The 24,347-nt window shown below is 30.3% G+C and carries 28 protein-coding genes and 1 pseudogene; 28 read left to right on the top strand and 1 reads right to left on the bottom strand.

Annotation, left to right across the window (positions count from 1 at the left end):
* The first annotated feature begins 37 nt into the window (after window positions 1-37).
* The 14 genes from ATE84_RS17675 (at window position 38) to ATE84_RS17610 (ending at window position 13,160) form a co-directional block, all read left to right on the top strand.
* On the top strand, window positions 38-523 hold the full coding sequence (locus ATE84_RS17675; RefSeq protein ID WP_101449225.1) for a DUF4348 domain-containing protein: 486 nt from the start codon (window positions 38-40) through the stop codon (window positions 521-523).
* Between the two features lie 189 nt (window positions 524-712).
* On the top strand, window positions 713-1,402 hold the full coding sequence (locus tag ATE84_RS17670; protein WP_101449224.1) for a hypothetical protein: 690 nt from the start codon (window positions 713-715) through the stop codon (window positions 1,400-1,402).
* A 276-nt stretch (window positions 1,403-1,678) separates the two neighbouring features.
* Window positions 1,679-2,659: an integrase core domain-containing protein gene (locus ATE84_RS17665; protein ID WP_101449223.1), complete on the top strand. Its 981-nt coding sequence runs from the start codon at window positions 1,679-1,681 to the stop codon at window positions 2,657-2,659.
* Between the two features lie 254 nt (window positions 2,660-2,913).
* A complete protein-coding gene (locus ATE84_RS17660) occupies window positions 2,914-4,092 on the top strand; it encodes a hypothetical protein (protein ID WP_143273664.1) in 1,179 nt (392 codons plus the stop codon).
* Window positions 4,093-4,191: 99 nt separating this feature from the next.
* A complete protein-coding gene (locus ATE84_RS17655) occupies window positions 4,192-4,710 on the top strand; it encodes a GNAT family N-acetyltransferase (protein WP_101449221.1) in 519 nt (172 codons plus the stop codon).
* A 156-nt stretch (window positions 4,711-4,866) separates the two neighbouring features.
* A complete protein-coding gene (locus ATE84_RS17650; protein WP_101449220.1) occupies window positions 4,867-5,580 on the top strand; it encodes a pentapeptide repeat-containing protein in 714 nt (237 codons plus the stop codon).
* A gap of 183 nt (window positions 5,581-5,763) precedes the next feature.
* Window positions 5,764-6,345, top strand: coding sequence for a hypothetical protein (locus ATE84_RS17645; RefSeq protein ID WP_101449219.1), 582 nt, complete (start codon window positions 5,764-5,766; stop codon window positions 6,343-6,345).
* 211 nt (window positions 6,346-6,556) lie between these two features.
* Entirely contained in the window at window positions 6,557-7,432 is an 876-nt protein-coding gene (locus tag ATE84_RS17640) for a CPBP family intramembrane glutamic endopeptidase (protein ID WP_101449218.1), read from the top strand.
* Window positions 7,433-7,604: 172 nt separating this feature from the next.
* Entirely contained in the window at window positions 7,605-8,153 is a 549-nt protein-coding gene (locus ATE84_RS17635; RefSeq protein ID WP_101449217.1) for an HD domain-containing protein, read from the top strand.
* 200 nt (window positions 8,154-8,353) lie between these two features.
* Entirely contained in the window at window positions 8,354-8,824 is a 471-nt protein-coding gene (locus tag ATE84_RS17630) for a GNAT family N-acetyltransferase (protein ID WP_101449216.1), read from the top strand.
* A 565-nt stretch (window positions 8,825-9,389) separates the two neighbouring features.
* Window positions 9,390-10,451 carry a ribosome small subunit-dependent GTPase A gene (rsgA, locus tag ATE84_RS17625; RefSeq protein ID WP_101449215.1) on the top strand — a complete coding sequence of 354 codons (1,062 nt, stop codon included), beginning with the start codon at window positions 9,390-9,392 and terminating at the stop codon, window positions 10,449-10,451.
* A 76-nt stretch (window positions 10,452-10,527) separates the two neighbouring features.
* Window positions 10,528-10,782: a hypothetical protein gene (locus ATE84_RS17620; protein WP_101449214.1), complete on the top strand. Its 255-nt coding sequence runs from the start codon at window positions 10,528-10,530 to the stop codon at window positions 10,780-10,782.
* A 179-nt stretch (window positions 10,783-10,961) separates the two neighbouring features.
* Entirely contained in the window at window positions 10,962-11,540 is a 579-nt protein-coding gene (locus tag ATE84_RS17615) for a hypothetical protein (RefSeq protein ID WP_101449213.1), read from the top strand.
* Between the two features lie 222 nt (window positions 11,541-11,762).
* Window positions 11,763-13,160, top strand: coding sequence for a serine hydrolase (locus ATE84_RS17610; protein ID WP_101449212.1), 1,398 nt, complete (start codon window positions 11,763-11,765; stop codon window positions 13,158-13,160).
* Between the two features lie 345 nt (window positions 13,161-13,505).
* Here the strand turns inward: ATE84_RS17610 and ATE84_RS17605 are convergent, their stop codons facing one another.
* On the bottom strand, window positions 13,506-14,561 hold the full coding sequence (locus ATE84_RS17605) for an IS110 family transposase (protein ID WP_101447544.1): 1,056 nt from the start codon (window positions 14,559-14,561) through the stop codon (window positions 13,506-13,508).
* Window positions 14,562-14,748: 187 nt separating this feature from the next.
* Here ATE84_RS17605 and ATE84_RS26270 point away from each other — a divergent pair, with 187 nt between their 5' ends.
* The 14 genes and pseudogenes from ATE84_RS26270 (at window position 14,749) to ATE84_RS17540 (ending at window position 24,329) form a co-directional block, all read left to right on the top strand.
* A complete protein-coding gene (locus ATE84_RS26270) occupies window positions 14,749-14,907 on the top strand; it encodes a hypothetical protein (RefSeq protein ID WP_158237282.1) in 159 nt (52 codons plus the stop codon).
* Between the two features lie 21 nt (window positions 14,908-14,928).
* A pseudogene (locus ATE84_RS17600) lies at window positions 14,929-15,228 on the top strand (DUF4265 domain-containing protein); the annotation flags it as partial.
* A gap of 221 nt (window positions 15,229-15,449) precedes the next feature.
* The gene (locus ATE84_RS17595) at window positions 15,450-16,157 is read left to right on the top strand and encodes a hypothetical protein (RefSeq protein WP_101449210.1); all 708 of its coding nucleotides are present in this window, start codon (window positions 15,450-15,452) and stop codon (window positions 16,155-16,157) included.
* A gap of 247 nt (window positions 16,158-16,404) precedes the next feature.
* Window positions 16,405-17,112 (top strand): suppressor of fused domain protein, encoded by a 708-nt coding sequence (locus ATE84_RS17590; protein ID WP_101449209.1) that lies wholly within the window; start codon window positions 16,405-16,407, stop codon window positions 17,110-17,112.
* Window positions 17,113-17,142: 30 nt separating this feature from the next.
* Window positions 17,143-17,622: a hypothetical protein gene (locus ATE84_RS17585; RefSeq protein WP_101449208.1), complete on the top strand. Its 480-nt coding sequence runs from the start codon at window positions 17,143-17,145 to the stop codon at window positions 17,620-17,622.
* Between the two features lie 90 nt (window positions 17,623-17,712).
* Window positions 17,713-18,090: a hypothetical protein gene (locus ATE84_RS17580; RefSeq protein WP_101449207.1), complete on the top strand. Its 378-nt coding sequence runs from the start codon at window positions 17,713-17,715 to the stop codon at window positions 18,088-18,090.
* Window positions 18,091-18,372 carry an antitoxin Xre/MbcA/ParS toxin-binding domain-containing protein gene (locus tag ATE84_RS17575; protein ID WP_101449206.1) on the top strand — a complete coding sequence of 94 codons (282 nt, stop codon included), beginning with the start codon at window positions 18,091-18,093 and terminating at the stop codon, window positions 18,370-18,372. It abuts the gene before it with no gap.
* Between the two features lie 107 nt (window positions 18,373-18,479).
* Window positions 18,480-18,962 (top strand): hypothetical protein, encoded by a 483-nt coding sequence (locus ATE84_RS17570; RefSeq protein WP_101449205.1) that lies wholly within the window; start codon window positions 18,480-18,482, stop codon window positions 18,960-18,962.
* Between the two features lie 256 nt (window positions 18,963-19,218).
* Entirely contained in the window at window positions 19,219-20,643 is a 1,425-nt protein-coding gene (locus ATE84_RS17565; RefSeq protein WP_101449204.1) for a serine hydrolase, read from the top strand.
* A 212-nt stretch (window positions 20,644-20,855) separates the two neighbouring features.
* Window positions 20,856-21,746, top strand: coding sequence for a tetratricopeptide repeat protein (locus tag ATE84_RS17560; protein ID WP_101451085.1), 891 nt, complete (start codon window positions 20,856-20,858; stop codon window positions 21,744-21,746).
* 79 nt (window positions 21,747-21,825) lie between these two features.
* Window positions 21,826-22,395, top strand: coding sequence for a hypothetical protein (locus ATE84_RS17555; RefSeq protein ID WP_143273663.1), 570 nt, complete (start codon window positions 21,826-21,828; stop codon window positions 22,393-22,395).
* A 131-nt stretch (window positions 22,396-22,526) separates the two neighbouring features.
* Window positions 22,527-23,102, top strand: a complete 576-nt coding sequence (locus ATE84_RS17550) for a Crp/Fnr family transcriptional regulator (protein ID WP_101449202.1) — start codon at window positions 22,527-22,529, stop codon at window positions 23,100-23,102.
* Window positions 23,099-23,791, top strand: coding sequence for a hypothetical protein (locus ATE84_RS17545; RefSeq protein WP_101449201.1), 693 nt, complete (start codon window positions 23,099-23,101; stop codon window positions 23,789-23,791). The genes ATE84_RS17550 and ATE84_RS17545 overlap by 4 nt, the downstream gene beginning before the upstream one ends.
* Window positions 23,792-23,873: 82 nt before the next feature.
* Window positions 23,874-24,329, top strand: coding sequence for a hypothetical protein (locus ATE84_RS17540; protein ID WP_101449200.1), 456 nt, complete (start codon window positions 23,874-23,876; stop codon window positions 24,327-24,329).
* Window positions 24,330-24,347 lie beyond the last annotated feature (18 nt).

Here is a 24,347-nt window from a genome sequence, read left to right as displayed (position 1 = left end):
CAATGGATGTAGAAAACGTTACTCAGAATTAGATCAAATGAAAATATTATCATTTACAACATACTTATTAATAGTTTTAACTATAGTTAGCTGCAAACAAGATGTAAAATCTGAACCTGAATCGGAACTGAAACCTGAAGTTGTTGAAAAAATTGAGGAAAAAATAGAAATCCCTAGTAATGTAGACTCTGAATTTAAAACCTTCTTTAAATTTTTCAATAAAGATTCTACTTTTCAAATAAGTCGAATAGATTTTCCTTTAAAAATAATGGAAATGAATGGAGAGATGTCAGATGTTGAGCCCAGAATAATAGAGCTTAAGGATTATGAAAAAATGGATCTGACTTACGACAAATCTTTTGAAACTAGACAATATGATAAATATACTCAAAAAGTCGTGTTAGACGATTCTAAGGCGAGAATCGAACTCCGTGGAATAGATAATGGAATTCATAATGATTTTGAATTCGAAAAAATTGACGGAAAGTGGAAAATGATTACTTGGACGGACTCATCAACATAAAAAAGTAGATAACACTATATATGTGATCATAGCTGTTTAAGGCTAAATCGAAAGGTAATTTCATTTTTGCAATAGCGCTAAATTTTTATAAATTGAATAAGAAATAAAAATGCGCAGATAGATCAATTGGTTCAAGTATACTTGCCTTGCTCCGATTCATAAACCAAGCGTTAGCAACAAGCGAAAAGAATGAAATTATTATCACGTTTTCTTTTAATTCTATTAACCATTTTTACATTAGCCTGTGGCGGAAGGTTAATTTCTAAAGAAGAAGCTAAAAAAAATGCTTTAATCATAACGGAGAAGCTAAACGCGGACAATATAAATACTTTTCGTAAATGGAATTTTCGTTATCGTGGTGGAGAAATCTGGACGAAAAAAGTAGACGATTCTATTATTTTTAACTGCTATTATCGAAAAGAAAATGATACAACATCATTAGTTGTATCGAATCGCTACTTAATTTCAAAAGAGTTTCCTTGCTCAATCGAAGTTGACACTTCATTGTTTGGAGCCTACACATTTAACAAGTTAAATAACGGAACAATTACTGTAAAGGCTACTCTGAATAATAAAGGGAGAGACACTTTGTTATTTCAAAATTTAAAAGTTGAAGATGTTTTCAAAACCGAAGACCTTTTTCGTAAAATAGATTCACTCAGTAAACTTAAAGATGAACTTAAAGTTTATAGAATAGACTATCTAAAAAGAAATGGTGACTTTATCGATTTTTATATTACTGCACGTGATATTCTCACTTTTATAGGTGACGAATCGACTTTAAAACCAAAGCAAATATGGTTGGATAATTTTGCAGAAGGAACAGAAATAGCCCCTAAATGGAATTTAAGACATTTTGATGAGGATCAACTTGATTAATAAAGCCAGTTGCTAACATCATATATGAAATCAGAGCAAAGTTTAGTGCTAAATCGAAAGGTCATTTCCTTTTTGCAGTGGCGCTAAATTTTTATAAATTGAATAAGAAATAAAAATGCGCAGATAAATCGATTGGTTCTGGCTTACTTGCCTTGCTCCGATTCATATATTTGGCGTTGTCATTAATTGGGTACGTTAAAGGCACATCGTTTACAAAGTTAAAGGGACATAGTTTACACTTTTTAAGGCATAATTTGAGAGGAAAATCAAATTATCATGCCTTGGAAAACCACAACAACTATGGAACAGAAAATTGAATTTATCTGTGAATGGCGAACAGGAAAATATACCATCACAGAATTATCTAAAAGCTTTGGAATCTCCAGACCAACGGCCTACAAATTGATTCAGCGATTCGAAAATCAAGGCTATGAAGGCTTAAAAGAACAATCCAGAGTACCAGGTAAACATCCTAATGCAACCTCTGAAAATATCGTTAAAAGTATTATCAAATTAAAAGAAAAGCACAAGCTTTGGGGAGCTAAAAAAATCAGAATATTATTGTTTAAAGAGTTTACTGAACAACAAATCCCTTCTGTGGTTACTGTGCATAATATTCTTCGAAAAAATGGTTTGGTATCTCCTCAAAAACGAATGCGAAGAGTAAAACCTGTATTCCCCATTTTTGATCCAAAATCCTGTAATGAAGTATGGAGTGCTGATTATAAAGGAAAGTTTTTAATGGGTAATAAAATCTATTGTCATCCACTAACCATTGCGGACTCTAAAAGTCGATTTCTATTCACTGCTAAAGGTCATTATAAAGAAACGCTAAAAGCAGCCAAAGCTGAGTTTACAAAGGTTTTTAGAACATATGGAATCCCTAAACAAATACACACAGACAATGGAAGTCCTTTTGGATCTGTAAGAGCTATTCAACGCTATACACAATTATCTTATTGGTTTATTGAACTAGGAATCACACCTGTATTTTCTGATCCTGCTCATCCAGAACAAAATGGAAGACATGAACGAATGCATCGTGATTTAAAAGCAGCTTGTGCTAAACCTTCAGCTTACGATTTAAAAGCACAACAACGGCGCTTAAATCACTTCGTAAAAGAGTATAATACTATCAGACCACATGAAGCTTTAGAAATGAAAACACCTGCTGATATACACGACTTTTCCTGTAGACCATTCCCCGAAAAAATATCTAATTTTGATTACGACACCAACCTAAAGTACTTAAAGTAACCAAGAGTGGAGCTATTAGATGGAAGTCTTATTATTGGGTATATTTAACTGCCGCATTAAAAGGGAAATATGTAGGTATACAAGAGTTAGGCAATGGTATTTGGAAAGTTTATTATAGAAATGTATTTTTAGGTTTCTTTGATCAAAGAAACCTAAGAAAGAAACAACAAGCAACAAGATTAGAAACTAACTTAGTGTAAACACCTAATCTTTAACTTGTGTAAACTATGTATCTTAACGAACATCACATAGAGATGAAAAAATTTAAATTGAGTTTATTATTCATAATCTCACTCTCGCTCAATAGTTGTTTGAGCCAGGATTGGGTTCAGATTGGAGAAGAAATAGTTGGTGACGAACGCTTAAACCGAATTGGACTAACTTATGATTTAAGCTCACAAGGAAATACTATTGCTGTAACTTATTCTGACCGCCCAAATTTTGTAAAAGTATTTGAACTCCAAAACAGTCAATGGGTTCAAGTTGCAAACACTATAGTCAGCAAATCAAAAAACAGCTCTTTTGGGGATCATTTAAGCATAAATGAAACTGGTAATCTCATTTTAATTTCAGAGAGTCAAAAGAATGGAAATTCCATCCAAAATGGGATAATACATTTTTTAGAAAAGCAAAATAATAACTGGATAAATCGAGATAGTCTAATTGGTAAAAAAAACAATAACCATTTAGGATTATCCCTCAAAACTAATTCGTCAGGAAGTGTAGTCGCCACAGCACAAAAAAGCAATGAACAAATGGAAGGCCAATACAATTATGAAGAAGTATTAGTTTTTCATAAAAATGGAGGCACCATAGAAAGGTTAGCTAAAACAATTACTATTAATACTCCTAATTCAATTAGCAAAAACTTAAACCTTAGTAATGACGGTAAAACAATAGTAATTAACTATTCAACATCCATTAACGACAAGCATTACGCAATATTTGAAATTCACAAAATCTCAAACAGATCATTTGAAAAAACACATACTTTGAAAATAGAGAAACAAAATTACTTTGATGTTGTTAATCTTTCTTTAAGTGGGAATGGACAATACTTATTATTAGGCTTTCCTGACTATAGAACTGAAGAAAAAGTAGCATTGGGAAAAGTTGTGATTTACAAAATTAAGGATGCCGAATTTGAACAAATAGGTGGTCAAATCACAGGTGAGAATAAATACGATTATTTTGGTCATAGAATAAGTATAAACCATAATGGAAATATTATTTCAGTTACGACATCTACAAGTTCAATCCACAAAAATGGCTATGTTAAAACATATAAACTCGAAAACAATAAATGGGAACAGGTAGGAAGTACATTGAAAGGGTTAAATACTATCTTAAATGGTGCTGGGAATATTTTGGCTATTGGGAATTATCGTTCAAATAACCAAAATGGAGCTATCAAAATATATAAGTTCAAATGAGAACTACGCACAACAAAAAATAAACAGCATTAAAACGACTGTTTATTCAAACCGTTGTGTGCCATTAAAAAAACAAATCCCTTATTTAAAATCTAATAAATGAATCAATATAAAACATTTCAAACTGAAAGATTAATACTTAAACCAACTTCACTAGAAGATGCTGAATTTATTTTTAAATTGTTCAATAGCCCAAAATGGATTGAATATATCGGTGATAGAAATATAAAAACAATAGAAGATGCAAAAGAATATATTGAAACCAAAATGATAACTCAACTTAAAAAACTTGGATATTCAAATTATACATTAATCCGAAAAGAAGACAATTGTAAGATAGGAACTTGTGGATTGTATGATAGAGATGGATTAGAAGGAATTGATATTGGTTTCGCTTTCTTGCCTGAGTATGAAAAAAAAGGTTATGCGTACGAATCTGCTAATAAGTTAAAAAACATTGCATTTAGTGAATTTGAACTCACTTGTGTAAATGCCATTACTAGAAAAGAGAATATGTCTTCTCAAAAATTATTAGAAAAGTTAGGAATGAAAAAAGAAGGAACAACTAAACTTCCAAATGATTTTAAAGAATGGTTAGTTTATAAAATTAAAATATAAAAACTGGTTACAACACTATATATAATCCATTGCTATAACTTGCCTACTTACGAAAATCCGTGAGGATTTTCTATTCGGTTTTTATTTACTAAATTACGTTCTAAACCATGCAACGTATCATATACAACAACGTTACCTGCAAGCGAAAAACCAAGATTGAAAACAAAAAAAGAAATATTAGAGTATTATCAAAACGGACAAAGATTCTATCGGAATGTGGATTTCGATAGCGGAGAATCTTATGCGGATTCTAATTTCCAAGATGCGATGTTTGAGAACTGTTATTTTGGTGTCGATTTCTCGAATTCTAATTTTAGAAACGCAAGATTTTCGGAATGTAATCTCAAATCAACTGATTTTCAAAATTGTGACTTAACAAAAACTGAAATCATCAATTGCTTAGTTGAATCAATAAATTTTGGTAACTCAGATACCTCTGACTTACTTTTCGATAATAATACGAGTTATGGAAATGAAGTGAAAATTAATACTGACTCTAACGAAATAGAAGCTTTTGCACATTCATTAGTAACGGAATTATATGAAAGAGTACCTGAATTTGACAAAATAAGCGACCATCATTCTGATGACTTGCTTTATGTCGTTTATGGAGATTTGAGTTTAAGGCTTTCTGAACAAATAACTGAATTAGAAAAACCTAATAAGTTAATTACGGACTCATTCACTTTCTTCAATTATTTAGGAGATAAAAACGATAAAGAAATAGATAATTTATTAGTTGTTGGAATTTACGAAGGTCTTTATTGGAGTAAAAAATGTAATGATTTAAGTAGAGAATTACTAAAAGACAGAACTAAAGAAGTTTACGAGCATTGGATGATAAATGGAAATATCCAAGCTGAATACTGAAAAACCAACCGCATAATAAACACACTTGATTTTTGCCACCACACTAATCAACCCTAAAAAACCAAAATTAACCTGTTTTGATTACTAGAGTATTCGGGTAGGTGTCTATGAAAAATTATAAATATGTGATTCTCAGGGATCAGATTTAAGTTAATACACAGACTCCCGTTGTAACACATTCTGATGAATCGCGAACAATTTAATAAATATTGGGACTCAAATTATCCTGAATCCAATCCAATCGGACACGAATTAAAAAGCGTTTATCCAAATAGATGGTTACGGATTCATAGTTTACCCGAATCGAAACGATATGCGGAATCTGAAGATGAATACCAAATAATTCTGGATCGACAAAATAAACTGATTACGGAGTTAGTTGGAGAAAATACAGAAATAATAATCACGTCAGGACAATACGAAATAGAGTTGACTAACGAAATCTCAACCGAATTATCTGATTACGGAGAATTTGAAAAATGTAGAACAATTGAACTTCATAAAATTTATCCTGAGGAATATAAAGAGGGTTTTTTCTATGATGTTTATTTCAAGCCAGATATATGGACGATGAATTCTCAAAATAAACTGTTGAAAAATATCGCGGATGATGAATTACGAGCGATGTTTATCTGTCCTAAAGAAAACTGTATTGTTGCGTCTTATGATGGAGGGATGGATATAATAATTGATTCTCAAGAAAAAAGAGACCGATTAAAAGCTAAATATAGTGAGTGGATTTCTGAAAGAGAAGATGGGATGTGAAGAAGAAAACGTGTTACAACAACATATATGTGATCATAACAGGTTTTTGTGATAGATCAAATGGTTGTTGTATTTTTGGATGGCGCAATGCTTGCTAAAAGTGAAAAACAGCAATCAATGCGCAGAAAAGTCGAAAGATACCGTAACATTTTTCCCTGTTACGACACAAATATTAAGCGTTGTGTAACATTAAAGAACAGCTGAAAATTAAATGAATATTAGAGAGTTATTTTTCAATGATAACAACCAAATGAAGACTTTATGGAGAATACTGATTTTCATAATTCTTCTATCCCTTGTGATTTCACCTCTTGTTTTAATTAACAACTCATATTTGCAATTTGTTGGAGCCGTATTTATATTAATATTTGGTCTATATATTAACTCTAAATACCTTGACAAAAGAGATTTCTTAGAATACGGTCTTGTGTTCAAAATAGAAACTTTTTCAAATTTATCAATTGGAATTCTAATCGGATTTTTTTCAGTCATTCTGATGTTACTTATTGGTAAGATAACTGGAATTTTAATAGTCTCTAACCCAGTATCTACCCTACAATTATCATTAATATCACTTTTCGCTTTTAAAATGTTCCTTGTAAGTATATTAGAGGAAACTTTTTTTAGGGGATATCTATATACCAATCTTTATGATGGGTTTAAATCAAAAAAAATATCTCAAAAAAAGATATTTTTGATTTCACTATTAATATCATCTGTAATATTTGGACTAGCGCATTTCAGCAATAACCATGCATCGATTCAGTCAATTGTATTACTTACAATAAATGGAATGGTTTGGTGTATTCCATTTGCAATTACAAAAAATTTAGGATTATCAATCGGATTACACTTTGCTTGGAATTTTACTCAAACAGTGTTAGGGTTTACAATGAGTGGCAACAAAGCTGTAAATTCATTATATCAAATCGAGAATCAAAAATCGCATTTGCTTTCAGGTGGTGAATATGGCCCAGAGGCAGGTTTTTTAGGTCTTATTGGATTTATTACTATGCTATTACTTTCTTATGCTTATTTGAAAATAAAACAGAAAAAAACGTTGCACAACACGGTGTATAAAACATAGCTAATTAGTGCTAAAAAAAAAAGATTTGTGCCAATTTACAAAGACCGCCAAATTTTTAAATTCGACTTTTAAAACAAGAAAAATTAAAACCAAATAAAAATTTAGCTCTGTGTCAATCCGAAAAGTTAGTACGTAAAACACGCAACTAATCTTATACAAGACCGTTAGACATATGAAAATCGATTATTTGAAAATAGTAGAACTACACAAAGAAGTAAAGAGTTTACTTGAACAGTTTGATGCTCCTCAAAGACTTGTCAAGCATCTAACAATAGTTAATTCAACAGCTGTTTATATAGTTGAACAATTAAAAAGTGAATGGCCAAACTTGCCATTAAATGAAAAGGAAATACTATTTGGTGCATCTACTCATGATATCGGAAAAGCTGTAATTACTGATGAATTATATAGAAAAGGTAAAAAACACGAATCCGAGGGTTTCAAAATATTAAAAGAGCTTGGTTATAATGATAAGGAATCAAGGTTTACAATAACTCACGGAAATTGGGAAAATTCTAATCTTTTCATAGAAGATCTTATTGTATGTTTATCTGATAAAATTTGGAAAGGAAAACGAATAAATAAATTAGAGGAACGGATAACTACTAATATTTCGGAATTAACTAAAACCGATTTCTGGGACGTTTCAATGAAGCTGGAGCTCATTCTAGAAAAGATTGCTGTAGGATCGGACGATAGAATAGCTTGGCAAGGAATATAAAATGTGTATAACATCATATATGAAATCAGAGCAAGGTTTAGTGTTAGATCAAAAGGTCATTTCCTTTTTGCAAAGGCGCTAAATTTTTATAAATTAAACAAGAAATAAAAATGCACAGATAAGTCAATTGGTTCAGGTATACTTGCCTTGCTCCAATTCATATATTTAACGTTACCATAAATAGCTCCGAAAAAATTTAAATGATAAAAATTGTACCTTATAACAAACTTCATCAAAGTGATATTGATGAAATGATGAACGAAATTGCATCGGAATTTGATGAACAAATATTTCCTAAACCGACAAATGAAACACCAATTACACCTGATAGGTATTGGGTTGCGCTGAATAATAAAAAAGTTATTGGAACTGTTGGAGTAATTGTTATTAAAAAAGAATTTGGTGTTTTAAAAAAAATGATGCTAAAAAAAACATTTCGCGGAAAAGGATTGGGAATATCAAAATTATTACTAGAAACTGTTATCAATTGGTGTGAACAAAATGACATTCCAAAGATTTACCTAGGAACTATGAATCAGTTTAAAGCAGCTCAGGTGTTTTACAAGAAAAATGGATTCAACAGAATTTCAGAAAATGAATTACCTAGTAATTTTCTAAATAACCCATTGGACAAAGTGTTTTTTGAACAAAATTTAAATAACCTGAATTGATTTTAGCCGACATTATAAAAATTAAATGGGTGAAAAATATTACAGAAAAGTAATACGTCCAAACATTATGTGTCGCTAAATATGGTAACACCAATGTATAAGAAAACATAAGGCTTTTGTGCTTAATCGCAAGATCTGTGTTTACTTGCCAAGTCGCCAACTATAAAATTTGGCGTTTATAAGAAAAAAGATAAAAGCAAAATATTTAGGTTTGGCTTAGTACCAATCCGAAACGTATCGCTTATTACCTGCCCTACATTTCTTATACGAGACGTTGGCAATAATTACAAAAACACTTTTTTTATTTGAACTTTATAAGAGAATTTTTTTAACTTTGTACTCTAATTAAATTTTATGTCTATTACATCTGTAATATCATATTCGGATATTGTAAAATAGATAGTCAATTTTCTTTGACTATCACCATTCTTTACTTCAGGTAACAACCTGAAGCATTTCTACTTATTTACATTTTATAAATAAACACATCAATTGTGAACGCTTTTGTATTTAAATTAATTTATGAATACCGTAAGTGTATACAATACTTTAAAATACACAGAATATGAAATTAGAACATTTCGGATATAACGACAAAATAGAAAAACTAAGAATTCAACATAATCTAGTAGACTTTGAAATCGGAAGAATTATTTCAGAGCATAAGGAAAGATACATTGTTAAAACTGAAAAAGGGGAATTTGATGCTGAAATTACAGGAAACTTAAGATATACCGCAAATACTCGTGAAGATTTTCCTATTGTAGGAGATTGGGTTGCAATTTCTGAATATGATGATAATAAAGTTCTCATACACTCTATTTTTCCCAGAAAAACCATCATTGAAAGACAAGCAGTTGGCAAACAAGGAGAAAAACAAATCATAGCAACAAATATTGACTTTGCTTTTATAGTGCAAGCAGTCGACAGGGATTTTAATATCAATCGAATAGAAAGGTATCTGACAATTTGCAATACATCCAATGTAAAACCGATTATCATTCTCAATAAAATTGATTTGATAAACGATATCGAATTGACGAATTTGATATCTAAAGTTCAAGAAAGAGTAAAACAAGTACCAGTAATTGCTATGAGCAATGAGTCCCATAAAGGGATTGAGAGAGTGAAAGGGTATATTGTAAAGGGTAAAACCTACTGTTTATTGGGTTCGTCAGGAGTAGGGAAATCAAGCCTTCTAAACAATCTTTCGGGTAAACAACTGATGAAAACAAATACGATTAGCACAAGTACGAATAAAGGACGGCACGTTACTAGCCATCGAGAATTAATAGTTCTTGAAGATGGTGGAATTATAATTGACAATCCTGGAATAAGAGAAGTGGGTATTGCAGATTCAGTTGGAGGGTTGGAAAAGACATTTGAAAAAATAGTTGAACTATCTAAAAATTGTAAATTCAATGATTGTACCCATACAATAGAAATTGATTGTGCTGTTATGGCAGCCGTTGAAAGTGAAGAAATCGATAAATTATTCTATGAAAATTATCTGAAAATGAAACGAGAAAAAGAACATTTTGAATCAACTGTTGCTGAAAAACGTAAAAAGGACAAAAATTTTGGAAAAATGGTCAAGCAATTTAAAAATATAAAAAAAATCAAATAGACACTAAGCACAATACCGGCGCTTAAATCACTTCGTAAAAGAGTATAATACTATCAGACCACATGAAGCTTTAGAAATGAAAACACCTGCTGATGTACACGACTTTTCCTGTAGACCATTCCTCGAAAAAATCTCTAATTTTGATTACGATACTAATCATAAAGTCCTTAAAGTAACCAAGAGTGGAGCGGTGAGACGGAAATCATATTATTGGGTATATATATCGGCTGCTTTAAAAGGAAAATTTATCGCTATTGAAGATATTGGAAATGGCATTTGGAAAGTATTTTTAGGTTTCTTTGATGAAAAGAATCTAAGAAAGAAACAATAAGCAACAAGAATAGAAACTAATTTAGTGTAAACACCTAATCTTTAACTTGTGTAAACTATGCATCTTAACGAACATTAAATAACAATCCAATATTAATATACGACGATTCAGAAGAAAAATATAATTAGACTCAATAGGTTATTGGAATTTGCAACCGTCAAATTATAAAAAAACAAATTATGAAACCAAAAACTCTATGTCTAGTTGGATTATTTCTTTTCGTTACCAGTTATGTTTTTTTTTCTCAAGGTTCGTTGGGAGAACAAAAACATATTGATTTAGCTCATTGGTTTAATTTGATAGGAGCTGTACTGCTTATCAATTTTAATAACGTATTTCCAAAGAATAGACTAAATTCCATTGCATCAGTTTTGACAGCAATAGGAGTTATTGCCCACATTGGACTTTGTACTATTGATTTTATTATGTGGAGCTTCGGAAATGATAATGTAGGAAGGAATGAATTACGTGAACAAATTAGTAATACACCATTAATTCTATATCCATTTGTGATTGTCGGACCATCTTTCCTTTTTGTTGGACTAGCAGCACACGCTTTGAATTTTATCAAAACGAATCCGATTGGTTCTCTTATGGTAATAATTGGCGGACCATTTGTTGGGCTCTCGTATTTTATTTGGAATAATGGAATTTTAATGTTAATCAGCTGTATTGCTTTTGCATCTGGATTAGGGGGACTTCTATACAGAAATGAAATACAAAATGTAAAGAGTAACGAGCTACAACAAGATATATGAAATCAGAGCAAAGTTTAGCGCTTAATCGAAAGTTCATTTCCTTTTTGTGGTGGCGCTAGATTTTTATAAATTAACTAAGAAATAAAAATGCGTAGATAGATTGATTGGTTCAAGCATATTTTCACTTGCACCAATTCATATATTTACCGTTGTAGCCAATTAAACAAAACTGTAACAATTTTAAAACCATCTTGTCTTTTGTATATAAAACTATATACAAACATGAACAAATTTATTATTGTTATCCTTTCTTTATCTATTTTTGGATATAGCAACGCACAAAAACAAGAAACGCAACCTTTTTTGAAATACTATAAAACCATTGATTCTCTTATGAAGATTAGCCATGAAAGAGGAATTTTTAATGGTAATGTATTAGTTACAAGAAATAATTCCCTTGTGTATCAAAAATCATTTGGATACACAGATGGTTCAGAACAAACCAAGCTGACAAAAAAATCTATTTTCAATATAGGTTCAATTGCAAAAGAATTTAATGCCGTTTCTATTGTCATGTTGATAGAAATAGGGAAATTACAATTTGACGATAAACTCTCTCAATTTGGTTTAGGTTTGCCTGCTTGGTCTGAAAAAGTCACCATCAAGCACCTTTTAAACTACGTTAGTGGGATTCCACAAATTGATTATGACAATGTGGAAGATGAGAAAGACATTTTGGAAGACTTACAACTTCTACCCAATTTACTATTTGAACCAGGCACAAATTATAACTACAATAACAATAGTATTTTTCTTCAGAAAAGGATTATTGAAAGTGTTACGAAAAAAACATATCAAGAATTTGTGATGGAAAATATTATTTTCCCTTTAAAAATGGAAAATGTCGTATTTGACCCTGATTTTGATTATCTAAATAGTGTTAGGTGCTTTGACGTACATAAAATAAATTGCGAAGAAGTTTCTACTAGTAAAGATTGGTTATGGGTATCAATCGATGATCTGAATAAATGGATTACTGCTCTACACAACAACAAATTAATTTCTAGATCGTCACTAGAACTACTCCTACAGAATCAGTATTTTAAAAATAAAGAATCTAGTCTAGGTTCATCTCATGATTCATTTGCATTACATCTCCATGGTGGTCAATCTTGGCAATTTGAAGCAGCTTTTATGAGTGAATTCAAGGATGACCTTAATATTATTTTAATGTCAAACAATAAAAGTAAAGGCTTTGAAATAATTCAATCTATGCATAAAATAATGAAAGGAAAGCCTTTTAGTTTGCCTAAAAGATCTATCTATAGACAAATTCGTAGTAAATGCCATGAAAATATTGATTTGGGCATTAAATCTTATTATGACTTAAAAGAAAGTAGTTTAGAGATCTACGACTTTGAAAACTCTAACGAATTAAAAGAACTTGGTTATGATTTATTAACTTCAAAAAAAAATAATCAAAGTATTGAAATATTCAAATTAGCTGTTTCTGAATTTCCTGATAATGCAAGCTTATATAATAGTTTAGGAGAAGCTTACTATGCAAATAAACAATATGATTTAGCTTTAGTTAATTATAAAAAGTCCTTTGAACTTGATAACACTAATGAAAATGCTAAAAAAATGATTGAGAAGATTAACAATATACCAAAAAAATAACTGGCTACAACACCGTGTCCTATGTAAAGCCCTTTCCCAAGTCTTAGGTTAAAAATACAATATTTTATTATTTTAATTATCTCATTCTAATGATTTTAGATTGTTGGATTGTTGGCAACGCCATTAAAGCGTTGTCAATACTTCAACAATAGCCCATTATAACTCCGCATCCTATATGTGGTATGATACAAAATCATCCACCAGCATCACTATGATTATGATTGGCAAACAAGGCAACTTGCTATAAAATGTGATAACGGTTTAAAGCTTCACCCACGTTGTTTAGTTGTCCTTTTTTGTGCCAAAAGTATTGTCGAGTTTTTAGGCTTATATTTTTTATTTTTTTCAACTTACCACTCCTATCTGATAGGGGGTTTCTGTTCTGATAATAGCATGAATACGGCTCAGTAATTTTCTGGCCACCTTTACTAAAATCCTTTTCACATCTTTTCCCTTATGAGATCGGTAATATGCTTGCATCACAGGATCAAACCGTAAAGCAACCCAAGTAGCCTCTACCAGGTAACTTCTCATAATTCTGTTTGCTCTGGGAGTAAGGCCAGAAGTAGTCAAACTATCACCACTCTGGTGAACAGATGGAATCAAACCAACATAACTAGCCAACTGCTTAAAATTCTTAAACCTTCGTAAATCGCCTAACTCACAAATGATCCCACATGCTACAATAGGACCTACTCCTGGAACACTCCTTAGTAAATAATAATCCTTCTTGTAATGTTTACGACAATAAGCGCGTAGTTTAACACTCACGTCTCGTTGTTGCTTGTCTACAAAATCAAAAGATGCTAATCGGGTCTGCAAACAATAATCCATCGTGGTATAATCAAAGGATAAATTCTTTAGCCAATTTCTAAATTTATGAGACCAATGGGGTTGATCTAACTCTTTGGGAATCTCAACTCCTAAATACAATAGTTGCATCTTGATTTGGGTTTTGATCTTACGCAGTTCTTTAACTAGATCATTACGCCTACGAAATAGACATCGTAAGTACTCCCGCTCAATATCTGGAACATGAATCCCTCGTAAACGACCATCTTTTAACTCCCTACATAATAATCGAGCATCGATCTTATCGCTCTTCTGAAATTGTGCCTTGGCTGGCCGGTGAACATCAGCCGGGTTAACCACCATAGAACACCAACCAAAAGATTCAAATAAGCGATGATGACTAAAACCACAACAACCAGATTCATAACAACAATATACCTGATATCCTGTAAAATGTTTGTCTACATATTTCTGTAATGCATAAGCATTGGGAGGAATCGTCAAATCTGAGCCATCAAAAAGGTCGGTAGCTGTATGAATTTTCCAACTTCTCTTGTGTACGTCAATACCAATAAATAACTTTGAGTCTGTAGTATCCTTTGTTTTCATAATAAATTAGTAGTTTGATTCATTATATAAACTTAGGATACTGCTTTTACATGGTTGCTATAATTCATTGCTAGTTATAGCCTACTTACGAAAACCCTCACGGATTTTCTATTTGGTTTGTATTTGCTAATTTAGTTGCTGAAACACGCAACGAAATCATATGCAAAAACTTTAGGATCAATTAAGTATGAAAGAAGAAGAATTAGAAAAAATACATATTGATTTACCAAATCATTGGACTATTGGTGGAGAATCTTTTTGGGCAATTCTATTAGGGAACGATTTATTTAGACTTGAGAATGTTCCATTTTATTCTTATGGTTTTAATTTTCACGATATTGTATGAGCTACTCCTGATTCTAATGAAAACAAATCTGAAATTCGTGAGGTAATCGAAACTAGTGGTCACAGAACGTTTCGAGTATTTTTTGAAAAAACTATTAACCGGAAAAAACAAGAGGGTATCCTTAACTCAATGAAGGATCTGACAATCTCTTATGAACGAGCTAATGAAATTTATTTTTCATTAGACATGCAGCCTGAAGGAAACTATCAAACCATATTTGACAAACTTGATGAACTTGAACGGAATAATATACTGGGGTTTGAAACTTGTGATGCCAGAATGGAAGGAAGTTTTGATGACTTACTTAATGAAAATGAATAAAATAAAAAAAGAGCCTGACACTATATGATGTGATCATAGCTGATTAGTGATTAATCGAATGGTTCTTGTATATTTATGAATGCACAATGATTTTAAAGCTAAAAAAGGTATAAAATCTGCGCAGAAAATGTTGATAGTTAGGTAACATTTTGCACAGCTACGACACATATATTTAACTTGTGTAAACTATGTATCTTAACGAACATTGAAAAAAATAAAATATGGGATGGAAATCATCATTAATAATAATTGAAAACAAAGAAGGTTTTACGGATGAAAATGCAATCCTAAAAGCAATTGGAAAATCTGATTATAAATTCGAGAAAGAAACAACATTAGATGAATGCATTTACCCAAACGATAAGTCAATAAATATTGGACATTATAATGGTAATATTATTATAAGCGATGATTATCAAATTACAACAAACAGTTTAGAAAGAGCAGACAAATTAGATTTAACAAAAGAGGAAAAAAAACTCGTTGAATTATTTCCGGATTCTGAAATTATTAATGTTGCTTGTCATAGTACAGTAAATTATCACGGATATTCCATAATAAAAAATGGGATTAAAGAAAGATTGAAAGTAATATCTTCCGATACACCAAAGATTGAATTAGGAGAGAGAATTGAAGAAGAAGATAAAATTTACTCAAACTCTTATCAAAAAGACGGACAAAGTTATTGGAAAGATGAAGATGATGGTGAAGATTTTACCGAGGACCAATTAATGGAGGACTTTACATTCGGAATTGCGAAAAGACGTTTAGGAGTATTACTTGATCATTCAGATGGAGAAGAATTAATGGAAAGTGTTCAATTCAAAAAATATATAAATACTAATAAAAAAGCGAAATGGACTAAATACGGATTAATAGTTCTTATTTTAATTATTTGGCAAATTTTAAAAAGGACAGTGTTTAAATAAAAAATTATGCCTAACAATGACTATAGTTAATACAGTTTTCCTGCTTAACCCAAAGTTTATTGTATTTTTATAGAGTCCGCCAAATCTTTTTGATTACCCGTTAGGGAAATATGAAATAAATTTGGCTTTAAAAAAGAAAAAAATAAAACAAAAGAAAAAGTTTTGACTAAGTGCTTAATCGAAAGTTCACTACTTTTAAGTCCCGTACTAATCATAGCCGATACATTAGCAACAAGCCGAAAATAAAATGGAGGGAATAAAAAGCATAATTGATCATTTCCAAAATAGAGATTATTTTGACGAACATTATGAATGGGTGAATGAGCACATTGAAAAACACTTTCCTGATACCGAAGTAAAAGTCTTTCACGAAATAATGACTTTTGACTTTAAAGTACACATACATTTAATAAAAGCAAAGTCTTCTAAGTTCGATATTTTGATTACATCAGGAATGAGTTCTTTAGAAATGAAAATTCCTCAAGAAGCCGAAAACCCCAAAGATCTAAGATTTGCTGAAATGATGATGTTAATTCCAAAAGGAATTGAATTTGAAAATGTTTATACCGGTGACAAAAAAAATGATTACATAATTTCAATGTTAAAGCGAACTGCTAAATTCCCTCATCAAGAAGACAGCTGGATAGGAATTGGACATTCCATAGTTTCCGACGCTGACTTTGAACCCTATGGAAATGATACGGAATTTGTGGGTGGAGTAATTTTACCTTCAGTAACTTTTGACGAAAATTTTACAAAAATTAAAAAGGACGGAAGGATTATAAATATTTACAGTTTTTTTCCTCTTTATAAAAATGAAGTTGAGTATAAAATTAATAATGGTTACAATGCTTTATTAGACAGAATAATAGAAGCTGATTCGAAAGAGATATTAAACCCTAAAAGAAAAAACTTAATAAAAAAAGAATCTTTTATCAGTAAATTTTTAAAATAGGAAGTTGGACGATTTTTAGAAAACTAGTCATTGAAAAAGAAAAAAGAAGACATAAGGAATCAAATTCTAAAAAAAGTAAAGTATTATCGAAATAGTAGAGGAATAATATTTTTTGACAATCCAAATAATCAATTTAAAGAAAATATAGTCTTAGATAATAACGAATTAGAAGTCCTTTTAATCAAACTTAAAAGGTCAAGAAAAATTATTGTGACAACAAAACATATCTATTCCATTGACAAAAACTTAACCACTAAAATTTTGGCACAAGACATTGATAGATTTGATTATATGGAGTTCATTAATGGAGAAAAAATCATTGAAGGAGAATCTAAAATTAAAATAATGTTACTTCGATTTAAAATGAATTTTCGAATAGGAAATTATAGAATTGTTCAACGAAATGGCTCTTTCACCGAATTAATAATTTGGAGGACACGATTTGCTGACTGTTTGAATGGTTGTATTAAGAAATTAAAGTTTGTTGGAAATAAATATGCCGCAATATAAAAAAACCTGTTGCTAACAAGGTTTATAATTCATAGTAGCAAAAGCTACAACGTTTCTTAACGAGACGTTAGCCACAAGTTGAAGAAACAGATGAAATACGAAATACCAAATACTTATAATTGGTTTGCGAAACCGAATTTGACGAAATTCATTCCTTGGAATTTTGAATCGGAAATTAATCCGAATTCATCAATCAATGAACGATTTAAAATTGAATGTGAACAAAATCGAGAAGTTCTGACTTTTGGACGCAGACAAGATATGGACACTTATGTAGGATTTGAAATTGTGAATGGAAAAGTAACGGAAAATGTTATTGTTTTCCATCCTTCATTCGGAACAAACGTAAAAGGTTGGGATATAATAGAATCTGAACATTCGGATTTTTTTGACTTTATGCAAAAAAGAGTACTACCTGAAATGAAAGAATGGATTTCAGAAGATGATGTTAATGATTATATAGAATAAATGGCTGAACTTGAAAAATATTTTGACGGACAAAAAAGTTGGTTGGACTTTTTATCAAATTTTAATGAAGAATGGAAATCGTCTGAATTCCAAAAATCTCTCTTGAATAAACTAAATAATCAAATAGATATAGCTAAAGTAATTTATTTCCATATTGGAGAAAATAGTTTGGAATGGATAAACAAAAAAATCCCAGCATTAGATAATCTTACTCCTTTAGAGTGTTTAAAAACAGAAAAAACAACAAACAGGCTGAAAGAATGCCTAATGAGAATGAAATAAAAAAGATAAAACAAAATAAAAAGTTTTGGCTAAGTGCTTAATTGAAAGTTTATTACTTTTAATTTCCGTACTAATTATAGCCTAAGTCGTTGTAGCACATTAGAGAAATGAGCCAAATTAAAGTTGATATAGATATTTTAGATTTTGTAAAGACAGGGGAATTTGGGTTTCTTAAACTCGGTGAATCTAAAGAAGAAATAATAAGTCAAGGATTTCCACCTGAAGATTGGTTAAATGGAGAAACGAAAGAATCTTCGAGGATTTGGAGGTATGGAAATATTGAATTACACTTTGACAATGGAAATCACTTAAGTGGAATATTTACTGATTATGTTTCGGATATTGATTGTGGAGAAAGTATATCAATATCTAATTGGTGGATTTTGCCAAACGGAAAAGCAAGTCCTGACTTATTAAGTACAATAAAAGAATTGAATTATTTGAATTTGGACTATACCAAAACAACTTTCAATGTAGGTTATATTGAGCTTAAATTATCAAATGGAATCTATTTTTCATTTGACCATCCTGATGAAAATCCTGATGAGGAACATAACAACTGGACTATGACTGTAATTGGAAAAAAATAAACGTGCTAAAACATGATATATGTGTTCATAGCAGTTAAGTGATGAATCGAATGGTTGTTGTATTTTTGGTAAAGCGCAATGCTTGCTAAATAGTAAAAATAGCAATCAATGCGCAGAAATGTCGGAAAGCTCGGTAACATTTTGCTTTGCCACGACACATACTTATAACGTTGTAGCCATTTTCAAATCAACAGACAGCAATTATTTAATCTTATTATCGTTTTAGGACAAAAATCAATCAAATAGTAAATATTTAATGAAAAATCTTTTTTTAATCATTGTCTGCTCAATTCTTATTATAAACTGTAAAAACAGTCCAAAAGAGGCTGCCAAAAAAATTACAACTGACTACATAAACAACAATACTGAATTAGACTCTTTAATGCAAACGTGCTTTAAGCGAGGGATATTTAATGGTAACATTCTTGTATTAAAAAACGATAGTATCATTTATAAAAATAGTATTGGTTTTGCAGATGGTTCAAAAACTAAAAGTTTAAATCAAAATATGCTTTTTAATATTGGCTCTATCTCTAAAGAGTTTAGTGCAGTTAGTATTATGAAACTTGTTGAGGAAAACAAAATCAATTTAGATGATGAGATTTCTAAACATCTTCCAAATCTTCCAAATTGGTCTAATAAAATTGAAATTCATCATTTATTAAATTATACAAGCGGACTTCCAAGATATAATTGGGATAAAGTAAGAACTGATGAAGATGTTTATAATGACCTGATTAATATTAAAAAGTTAGAGACTGAACCTGGTACTAATTTTATGTATAGCAATAATAATATTCTTCTTCGTAAAATGATTATTGAAAAAATATCAGGAAATTCATATAATGATTATGTGAAAGAAAATCTACTAAGCCCTTTAGGAATGGAGAGTACATTTCTTTCTCCATTAACACAAGTATCTGAATTAGCAAAAGGATTTAGTGACCAACCTAATAATGAAGAACAAACTACATACGATAAAATGTCTGGTGGTACTTACATAACGACAAATGATATGTATAAATGGATTTCTGGTTTACACACTGAAAAAATTATAAACTCTAAATCAAAAAATATTTTAAACACACCGTTTACAACAGATTATTATACCGAAACTTCACTTGGTGCATCAAATATTAAAAATGGAGAGATGACAAGACATCAGCATTCAGGTTCTCACGTTAATTACGAGGCATTAATTGACCATAATTTGGATAATGGGCTTACGGTAATTTTATTTACTAATACTGCAAATCATAAACTTTGGAAAATAGACCACACAATAAATTCTGTGGTACATAATAACCCTTACTTAATTCCAAATCATTCAATTAAAGAAGCTATTCAAGAAAAATGCAAAAGAAACATTAAAGTTGGGGTTTCATATTATTATCAATTGAAAAAAGAAAATATTGAAGCCTATAATTTTGATGACCAAAGAGAATTAAATAATTTGGGATATGACTTTTTACAAAAGGAAAAAATAGATGATGCTATCGCAATCTTTGAATTATTAGTCTCTGAGTTTCCGAATTCTGCAAATGCATATGATAGCTTGGGAGAAGCCTATTTTACCGATAAAAATTATGATTTGGCACTTAAAAACTATAAAAAATCATTAGAACTTAATCCAAAAAATTCAAATGCAAAAAAATGGATTGAGACAATTGAAAAAACATAGAAAAACTGGCTACAACAATGTAAAAAAAACATAGGACGTTTGTATTAACTCAAAAGGTCTGTGAATATTAATAAAGCTCACTAAATATAAAATTTGGCATTTAAAAGAAACAACAAGCAACAAGAATAGAAACTAATTTAGTGTAAACACCTAATCTTTAACTTGTGTAAACTATGTATCTTAACGAACATTCTGCGAATAAAGATTACCAAATGAAAAAAATATTATTTCTTATAGCAATTCTATTAACCCAAGTAGGGTTCTGTCAGAATTTCCAATCAGAGTTTTTAAAATATTGCCAATCTAAGGATACTCTGAATCAATTAAAAGTTTTGGAAGAATGGAAGAAATCAAATCCAAATGATTCTGAGCTTTTCACAAGCTATTTTAACTATCATTTTTCAAAGTCAAGAAAAGAAGTTATTGAGTTGACTACAAATCAACCTAATGGGCAAAGTTTGGTGCTGAAAGATAGTCTAAATAAAACAGCTGGCTTTTTAGGAAGTAAAATTCATTATGATCAAAAGGAAGTAAAAAAAGGACTGGTTAAAATTGATGAAGGAATTAAACTTTATCCAAACCGCCTTGATATGAGATTTGGGAAAATATATGCATTGGGACAAATACTAGATTGGAATAATTTTACATTGGAAATCATCAAAACAATTAAATATTCAGCTACCAATAAAAATAATTGGACTTGGACTAATAATGAAACAAGAAATAGCACAGAAAAAGATTTTCTATTAGACATTCAAACATACCAAATGCAATTATACAATACTGGAAATGATGAATTACTTAAAAATATGCGAGAAATTGCAAATGAGGTTTTAAAATATTATCCAAATCATATTGAGAGTTTATCTAACCTTTCAATAACATATTTACTGGCTAAAAAATATGATAAAGCTCTTGAACCATTATTAAAGGCAGAAAAACTAGATCCGAAAGATTATATTGTATTATCAAATATTGCTCAAGCTTATAATTTAAAAGGAGAAAAACAAAATGCAATTAAATATTACGAAAAGACCTTAGAGTATGGTGATGAAAGAGCTAAAAAATATGCAAAACAGCAAATAACTGAATTAAAAAAATAAACTTACGCTAACAATTTGTGTAATGCATATGTACCCTTCAGGATGCAAACACATCATACAAGAAACGTTAACAAATATTATGAAAAAAATAGTTTTAATATCACTAATTCTGTTTACCAGTTCTCTTTTATATTCCCAAAATAAAAAAGACAAGAACCTAACAAAAAAAATTGAAAGTGTTAGCGAAGATATTGTGAAAATAAGAGAATCTATAGATGCTTCTTTTGATAAAAAAACAAGTAAAACCTTATATAAAAATATCTTATCTAAGAAAGAATTATCCATACTTGAAAGTGATATCAGTAGATCTGAAAAAATAAAATATATTGATAAAATTGTTGAAAATGCTAAAAAGGATAAGTCTAAGTATCTAATGCTTTCAATGGTAGGTAGAATGCAAGAATCGATATTGGAAATGCAATTTGAGAAATTAGGTGAAATATTTAAAAAATTTGGCTATATCTCAAAATCAAGATTAGAAAAACTTAAAATATCTGATGAGTTAACTACTAATGTTGAAGAACTGTTTTTGTACATTCCTAATAACAAAAAGAAAGAAATACTTCTCTTAATTGAAAAGGAATATAATGCCGATAGGTTGAACGCAGAAGAGTTTAATCGAGTAAGACTACTCTTGGAGGAAAATTAATATTTGTTAACACCGACACATACTTATAACGTTGCCAGTAATGGTGAAAAAATCCAGCATTTCAACAAACATCAATCAATTATCGAAAAAATAGGTGCAATTTCAAACTATCAAAAAATCATCCTCAAAATATGTATGACCGAATAATAAATAATGTAAAACGGTTTATTGACCTTGATGATGAAGAACAAAAATTGTTCACTTCGCTTTTAAGTACCAAAAAATATAAAAGAAAGGAAATGCTTTTAAGAAATGGAGAGGTTGCAAAGCACGAACTGTTCATCGTAAATGGGTGCGTAAAAAATTACACCATCGACAATAATGGATTTGAACATATCTCAATGTTTGCCATAGAAGATTGGTGGACTGGCGATATGGCGAGTTTTACTACAGGAACACCTACTATCTTTAATATAGAGGCGTTAGAAGATACCGAAGTGTCGCAAATTTTAAAACCCGATTTGGAATTATTATTTGACAAAATCCCCAAATTTGAGAAATTTTTTAGAATCTTATACCAACGCTCTTTAACAACATATATAGAAAGAAACAATCAGAATATTTCTTTTACAGCTGAAGAAAGGTATCTCACTTTTATTAAAAAATATCCAAAATTTGAACAACGGATTTCTCAAAAAAACATTGCTTTCTACCTTGGAATTACACCTGAATTTTTAAGTGTTTTAAGAAAGAAACTAAATAGATGATTATATTATTTTGGATTTTAGGTTTTATAGCTATTGTAACTCTATTGATTTACCTAAGGTATTTTCTGCCACTAAGAAAAAATGAAGATGGATTTGAATACGTAAGTGTTGAAGATGATGGAATAGTAAGGGAATTGTCAAGAGAAGAACAAGGTTATCTAAAGGAGAAATTTCATCCTACTGATGGCGCCCGACCTTATATTAAATCAAGATATAACAGTAAGACACCGGATGGTAAAATTGGAGGATATATTGAAAGAAAAAGAGTACCACAAAGAATAGAAATTATTGAGCAAAAGATGGATAAAGAAACATGGAGAAGAAATTGGCTATTTATGCTTAAGGATTTAACAAACTTGGAATATCAAAAACAAACTTGGCTTAATCCTAAAAATACAAATCCATACTATTCATTTGTCGAGTTTATGTGCTCCTATTTTGATGATTTAAATTTAACTGATGGATATAAAAGATTGATTGAATCTAATTTTGTTTCAACACAAGAATATGAATCAATTGAAAAATGGCATAAGTTGCTCGCAGGATATAACTCCCCTCAAAATGAAGATTATGATAATCAAGCTGTTTTAAATGATGAAAAATGGCTGGAAATTCTAGATTTGGGGAAAGAATCAATAGAAAACTTAAAGCCGAAATTGAATTCAATTGAAAGGAGTTTATTAATATAAAAACGAAAGTACAACATTGTATCAAATCATAACCGCCTATGACAGGCTTCGCTTCATCTACTAAACATTAGCTTCCATTGCTATGAACAAAATTTACATTGAAAATAATTTAATAAAATACGACAGCAAGTATGATGGAATGCATAGTAAAAGTTATTGGACTATGAATAAAGACCAATCATGGATTCTTGATTTAGATAAAGTTTTGGCAATTGGTGGAATCAATTGTATGGATGGTGATGACGACAGTTATTTTATTGTTTTTATAGATTCGAACCTCAAAAAATATTTCTTAAATGTAACTTGGGAAATTCTTGGAATTAACAAGCTTCATGAATTGTTTGAGAAGAGATTTCAAATCGGACTTACAGAGTGGTGTAAGGACTTTTATGACAGAGAAGAATTTATTTTTCCAAAATCAATAGCGAAAAAAAAACTTTATAAAAAATCAATTAAAAAGAAGCTAAGAAAAATATTAATGCTTGACCATGTTGCAGATGGAGAATTCAATGATGTAATAAGGTCTTTAAGAAAGTAAACGTCAGCTAACACCATT

It is taken from the genome of Aquimarina sp. MAR_2010_214 (genome assembly GCF_002846555.1).
Classification (GTDB): domain Bacteria; phylum Bacteroidota; class Bacteroidia; order Flavobacteriales; family Flavobacteriaceae; genus Aquimarina.
This window is presented reverse-complemented; position numbering and strand designations above follow the sequence as displayed.